The organism is Agreia sp. (genome assembly GCF_964263775.1).
Lineage (GTDB): Bacteria > Actinomycetota > Actinomycetes > Actinomycetales > Microbacteriaceae > Agreia.
Map to the genome: position 1 here is coordinate 1 of NZ_CAXVWM010000184.1, position 3,095 is coordinate 3,095.

Consider the following 3,095-nt stretch of genomic DNA (forward strand, 5'->3'; position numbering starts at 1 on the left):
CGATCGACGTGACCAAGGCGAGGCCGCCCGAGTCGTCGGCCGAGGCATCCAGCCCCACGCTCGCCCGCCGGGCGACGGCGACCTGCCCGTCTTTCTTCACCGCCACCAGCGCGATGCCGAGCCGGGCCGCCTCGTCGAGCAGGTGCCAGAGCAATGGGCTGGCGAACTCGTCGAGGTAGATCCAATCGAGGTCTTGCCCCGTGTAGGTGGCCCGGCTCGCCCGCTGCACAGCGGCGAACTCGGCGAACCAGCGGTGCTGCGCGGCGTCGAGGTTCAGACGGTTTGCCTGGTGCATGAAGGTGCCCCAGGTGAGGTTGTTGCGCACCCACGCGCCGGTCGATGCGCTGCGCACCACGGGCCGCACGCCGAGCCGGCGGGTCGCGGCTACTGCGGCGGACGACCGCGGCGACGCCGACGTGCTGGTCGGGCCTCGCCACCGGTCGTGGGTGTGGGTCGCCCGCTCGCGCAGCTCGAACTGCAGCGCCATCGGCGCAGACGTGGCGGTGTCGGCCTCGGCCTCTGGCCGCGTCGCGGCGCCGAGCACGCTCTTCCAGTCGGCGGCGACGGATGCCTCGGGCTGGGCCCGCGACGACACGAGCGGCTTCGTGGCGCGCGCGTTGGTGTCGACGAGCGCGGCGGCCACGTGTTTGCAGTCGATGCCGACGGGGCAGTCGCACATGCTGAAGATCGGACGGAAACCGCGACCCGTCGTGCCGAGGGTCACCGAGCAGGCGTAGGGATGGGGCGCGCCGCCCTGCACGAGGGCGGTGATCACCCGGGTCGCCGCGTTCCACGAGACGTCGAGGACGGCGCCCTGGCGAAAGTAGGCCTGCCCGCGCTCGAACGCGTTGCGGCCGACGAGCCGGGTGATCTCCGTCGCGTCGACGAGCGGAAAGATCGACTCGGGCATGCATCCATGCTCCCACGCACCCGCCGACATCCGACTCGTCGCTCGACACCACTCGATCGCGACTCGGTTTTCGAGTGGCGGCGTTGTGCCCTTCCGACGCTTCCGGATGGGCGTAACGACACCACTCAACTCCGGGCGGAAGATTCGGTGGCGCGCACGCGACGTTAACGATAAAGTTGAGTCAGCAAGACTCAAGTTTGAGGGCGTCTCGTCGAACTTGCCCCACGAGAACAAGAAGGACAGGCATATGCAGGCAGGGCAGTCCCCCGCTCAGGAAGACGCGAAGAGCGCACTCGAGCTGTATGGCGTCGACCTCACCGAGATCGATCGCTCTGGAAAGCTCGACCATGTGTTCGGGCTAGACGCCGAGATCCGTCGGGTCAGCCAGGTGTTGACCCGACGCACCAAGAACCACCCCGTGCTCATCGGCGAACCCGGCGTGGGCAAGACCGCCGTCGTCGAGGGCCTGGCCCAGCGCATCGTCGCGGGCGACGTCGCGGACTCGCTGAAAGGCAAGCAGCTCATCTCGCTCGACCTCGCCGCCCTCGTCGCGGGCGCGAAGTACCGCGGAGAGTTCGAGGAGCGACTCAAGGCCGTACTGAAGGAGATCACCGACGCCGACGGGCAGATCATCACGTTCATCGACGAGCTGCACACCCTGATGGGTGCGGGCGCCGGAGAGGGCAGCGTGGCGGCATCCAACATGCTGAAGCCCATGCTCGCCCGGGGCGAGCTGCGCATGATCGGCGCGACCACGCTCGACGAGTATCGCGAGTACATCGAGAAAGACAAGGCGATGGAGCGCCGCTTCCAGCAGGTGCTGGTCGGTGAGCCGAGCGTCGAAGACACGATCGCGATCCTGCGCGGGCTCAAGGAGCGCTACGAGGCGCACCACAAGGTCTCGATCGCCGACTCGGCGCTCGTCGCCGCCGCGGCGCTCTCGAACCGGTACATCCCGGGTCGCCAGCTGCCCGACAAGGCCATCGACCTGATCGACGAGGCGGCATCCCGCTTGCGCATGGAAATCGACTCGGCACCCGTCGAGATCGACGAGCTGCGTCGCAGCGTCGACCGCCTCAAGCTCGAAGAGCTCGCGCTCAGAAAAGAGAAAGACGACGCGTCGAGAGAACGCCTAGTCAAGCTGCGCGACGACCTCGACACCCGCGGCGCTGCCCTCGAAGAACTGCAGCAGCGCTGGGAGAAGGAGCGCGCGAACCTGAACCTCGTCGGCGCGCTCAAAGAGAAGCTCGACGCCGCGCGCATGAAGGCCGAGCGCGCCCAACGCGAGGGCAAGCTCGAGCAGGCCTCCAAACTGCTCTATGCCGAGATCCCCGTGCTCGAGCGCCAGCTCGCCGAAGCCGAGGCCGCTCCTCAGGACGGCCCGCTGATGGTCAACGACCAGGTGACCAGCGACGACATCGCGAGTGTGATCGCGGCCTGGACGGGCATCCCAGTCGACCGGCTCACTCAGGGCCAGACCGAGCGGCTGCTCGGCCTCGAGGGTGAACTCGGCAAGCGGCTCATCGGCCAGAAGCGCGCCGTCGTCGCGGTGTCGGAGTCCATCCGGCGCTCGCGGGCCGGCATCGCCGACCCCGACCGGCCCACGGGTTCGTTGATGTTCCTCGGCCCTACCGGCGTCGGAAAGACCGAGCTCGCCAAGGCCCTCGCCGACTTCCTGTTCGACGACGAGAAGGCGCTGATTCGCATCGACATGTCGGAGTACGGCGAGAAGCACTCCGTCGCGCGCCTCCTCGGAGCCCCTCCCGGATACATCGGCTACGAGCAGGGCGGCCAGCTCACCGAGGCCGTGCGCCGTCGTCCGTATTCGGTCGTGCTGCTCGACGAGGTCGAGAAGGCGCACCCCGAGGTCTTCGACGTGCTGCTGCAGGTTCTGGATGACGGCCGCCTCACCGACGGGCAGGGTCGCACGGTCGACTTCCGCAACACCATCCTGATCCTCACCTCGAACCTGGGGTCGCAGTACCTTGTCGACGGGTCGCTGACCGCCGAGCAGAAGGAGGACGCCGTGCAGGCGCTCGTGCGCCAGGCGTTCAAGCCCGAGTTCGTGAACCGGCTCGACGACATCGTGGTGTTCACCGCGCTCACGCACGACGACCTCGCCCAGATCGTGTCGCTCTACGTCGACAGGCTCGCCCGTCGGGTCTCCGAGCGCGGGCTGTCGCTG

At 68.2% G+C, this 3,095-nt stretch carries 2 protein-coding genes; one reads left to right on the plus strand and one right to left on the minus strand.

The genetic code is table 11. The annotated features are described in order from the left end of the window. A partial coding sequence (locus tag ACE5CZ_RS13420; protein ID WP_374947835.1) for an SWIM zinc finger domain-containing protein occupies positions 1 to 910 on the minus strand: 910 nt, incomplete at its 3' end. 247 nt (positions 911 to 1,157) lie between these two features. On the opposite strand from ACE5CZ_RS13420, the gene ACE5CZ_RS13425 reads away from it, so the two are divergent. After that, positions 1,158 to 3,095 (plus strand): ATP-dependent Clp protease ATP-binding subunit (locus ACE5CZ_RS13425; RefSeq protein WP_374947836.1); only part of this gene is annotated, 1,938 nt, incomplete at its 3' end.